General features: G+C 66.6%; 2 protein-coding genes. Both read left to right on the top strand.

Annotation, left to right across the window (positions count from 1 at the left end):
• The first annotated feature begins 114 nt into the window (after window positions 1–114).
• On the top strand, window positions 115–1,410 hold the full coding sequence (locus Q1L50_RS03660) for a CHAT domain-containing protein (protein WP_300335982.1): 1,296 nt from the start codon (window positions 115–117) through the stop codon (window positions 1,408–1,410).
• A 1-nt stretch (window position 1,411) separates the two neighbouring features.
• The gene (locus tag Q1L50_RS03655; RefSeq protein ID WP_300335981.1) at window positions 1,412–2,914 is read left to right on the top strand and encodes a hypothetical protein; all 1,503 of its coding nucleotides are present in this window, start codon (window positions 1,412–1,414) and stop codon (window positions 2,912–2,914) included.
• The last annotated feature ends 146 nt before the right edge of the window (window positions 2,915–3,060 follow it).

The following is a 3,060-nucleotide window of genomic DNA, read 5'->3' as shown; positions in this document are numbered from 1 at the left end:
GGTTCAGCGGGTCACGTTAGCTTGCGGGGTCAAGCCGCCAAAACTTTGCGCGACCTCTACCCACCGTTTCCCAGATCGCATTTTCTTTCATGATCCGGGGCGGCCGCAACTGCAATGACCGTTAGCCACGCACTGCAACTGAACAAGCGGATTGCCAGCCCGGTACACGACATCGGTAGCCGCGCGCGCAAGGTACCGCCCGACGCCGACACGGTAGTCGTCGACGGGGCACGCTTCGTCGGCATTCGCCCAGCTGGCACCGTGCACCGACCGCTGGTCGCCAAGCCCCCGGGAAGGCGCCGAACGATCCGTTCGGCGACCAATGAAAACGAGCAGGACGCCACCTCCCGGGCGCCTTCCGGAGACCGGAATGGCCTGCAGCCGCCGCTCTTCAGCTTGAAGTGGAAGCCTGGCCAGCGGGCCATTCTCACCGGAACGCAAGACGCCGCTCTCAACCGGAAGCCGGACGCGACAGGAAAATTGGCGTTCAGCAAGCGCCGGCCTGTGAAGCGGCTCTCCCCGCCCGCAAGGCGCTTTCACTTGATCCAGGCCGGCCCCGGAAGGCGTGCCGGCAGCGCAGCCACCCCGGGGCGGAAACCCGGCGTCCTCCTGCTCACCGCCGAAGCGCACATCCCGTGGGAGCTTGCCAGGATGCCCGGGCCGCTGGACGCCGCAGCCCCACTCTATCTGGGTTGCCAGGTCGACACCGGCCACTGGCCGCTCAATGACTCGGGCAACCCGGCGCTGCACCCGTCTGCCCGCGTCGCCGTACACCACATGGCGGTGGTCGTCGGCGACTATGCCGCCCGCTCGGGCTGGCGCAAACTGGAAAACGCCGAGCTGGAAGGCGCGGCGACCAGCACGCGTTATCACGTCATTCGCCTGGCAGCGGCGCCGAAAATCAAGCAACTGCTGAACACACGACTGACAGTGGGCGACGCCTGCGGCGGTGCCGAGGCGGTGCATATCGTCTGCCATGGCGAAGCGATCCAGGGACACCCGCTCAATGCAGCGGTGATCCTCGACGAGGGGCAGCACCTAGACCCGGAGTATCTGACCGATTCGCATCTCGGCGCGCAATACCATCCGTTCCTGTTCCTCAACGCCAGCCAGGTCGGCAAGGCTGGCGAACTGCTCGGCTCGTTCTCGGGCTTCGCCGACGAGTCGCTGAAAGGCGGTTTCAGCGGCTTCCTCGCGGCGCTGTGGTCGGTCGATGACGTCATCGCCCATGACATCGCGGTCGAGTTCTACGAGCGCGTTTTCGGCGCCTCTGGCAAGCTACGCGAAGCGGTCGCGGCGTTGCTGCGCGGCCGCTTCGACCCCGACCGCGAGAAGAACAGTTCGACGCGACTCGCCTACGTGTTCTACGGCCACCCCGGCCTCGCCCTCAACCGAATACAGGAGACCTGACATGCCCGACATCCATCAGCTCGACGGCGGCACCGCGCCGGTCAACCTCGGCGGCGGCTATACCCTGCGGGCGCCCGGTCTCAAGGGTAGCGCGCGTGTCCTGGGGACCAGGGCACCCGGCAGCCGTGGCCCCGAACAGGCCACCGAAGACTTCGATCGCGCTTTCGCTGACGCCGGCATCGAAGAAGTCACGGCCATTGAGCTCGCCGTTTCATCGTCGCCTTTCCCGAGAGCCGCGGCGCCGCTACGCGGCCCCGACGGCGCCTACGCGTTCGAACTGCGGGTTCCCGACCTTGGCCCAGACTACGGCCAGGTGGTTCTGGCGATCGATGAGCAAGGCGCCATGCACTGGCATTTCGCTGTCGACGACGAACGGAAGCTGCAGCCGTCGATCAGCCGCAGCGCCGGCGGCGGCAGGACCTTCCTGATTCCACGCGAGGTCGCCACCCCGCCGGCCGCTGCCAGCACCGCTTCGCCCGGGGCCCGCGGTCTGGTGAGCTTCGTCGGTCGCAAGCTGCTCAAGGTGCTGATCTACCCGGTGACCGATACGCTGCTCGGGCCGCTTACCGACTTCGCCGTCGGCCGCTGGGAGGCCCACCGGCGGCCGCCTGGCGTCCGCCATTTTATCCCCGGCAACGACGCCGTGCTGACTCCGACGGACTGGCAAGCGCTGGCCGGAGGACCCGCGCTGCTGTTCGTTCATGGCACCTTCAGCACCGCCCGCTCGGCCTTTGGCGGCATTCCCGAGGCGACTCTGGGAACCCTGGCCGCACGCTACGGCGGCCGGCTCTTCGCCTTCGAACACCCGACCTTGTCGCAACATCCCCGCGACAACGCCCGCTGGTTCTTCTCGCAAATGCCGGCCGGCGTGGCGCTCGAGGTGGACATCGTCTGCCATAGCCGCGGCGGACTGCTCAGCCGCTGCCTCGCCGGCTGCGCCGCCGATTACGGCATCGACCCGGCACGCTTCCGCGTTCGCCGCCTGGTCCTCGCCGGGGTCCCCAATCAGGGCACGCTACTCGCCAACCCGGAGCACATGGTGAGCTTCCTAGACCGCATGACGACGGCGCTCAACGTCTTTCCGGACAACGGCGTAACCGACGTCATGGAAGGCCTGCTGACGATCGTCAAGGTCGCCGGCCATGCTGGCCTGACCGGCCTCGAAGGACTCGCGTCGATGTGCCCTGGCAACGAATTCCTCGACGAGCTAGACCGCGCAACCCTTTCGGACTGCACGCTTTTCGGGCTCGGCGGCGACTTCGAGCCAGCACGTGCCGGCCTCGGTGCCGCTTTCTGCAGCGCTGCTGACTCGCTGATCGACCGCGTCTTCGACGATGCACCCAACGATCTGGTCGTGCCCGCCGCCGGCATGCGCAACTGGAACGGCGCGCTACACATCGCCGACGAGCGCTTCCTCGACTTCCCGGCCAGCCGCGGCGTGATGCATACCTCCTACTTCTCGCAGCCGGAAACGTCGGTGAGCCTGCTCAAGTGGTTGCAATGAACGAGCAGTCCGAGCGTTGTCCGGCTAGCAGCCTGTCGGACTTTCCCGGCGCCAGATCCATATATGATATAATCATGCCTCTTCGAACCATCGAGTCGTCGCATGTCAAACTTTATCGTCGCTGACCGCCAGACGGCCTATCTGCT

It is taken from the genome of Accumulibacter sp. (assembly GCF_029255145.1).
In the GTDB taxonomy this organism is placed as follows: domain Bacteria; phylum Pseudomonadota; class Gammaproteobacteria; order Burkholderiales; family Rhodocyclaceae; genus Accumulibacter.
The sequence above is the reverse complement of the archived record's forward strand: the minus strand, read 5'-3'. Positions and strand labels throughout refer to the sequence as shown.

Coding starts and splice junctions, on each gene's coding strand:
- Q1L50_RS03655 (WP_300335981.1), top strand. CDS start 1,412: ATGCCCGACATCCATCAGCTCGACGGCGGCACCGCGCCGGTCAACCTC.
- Q1L50_RS03660 (WP_300335982.1), top strand. CDS start 115: ATGACCGTTAGCCACGCACTGCAACTGAACAAGCGGATTGCCAGCCCG.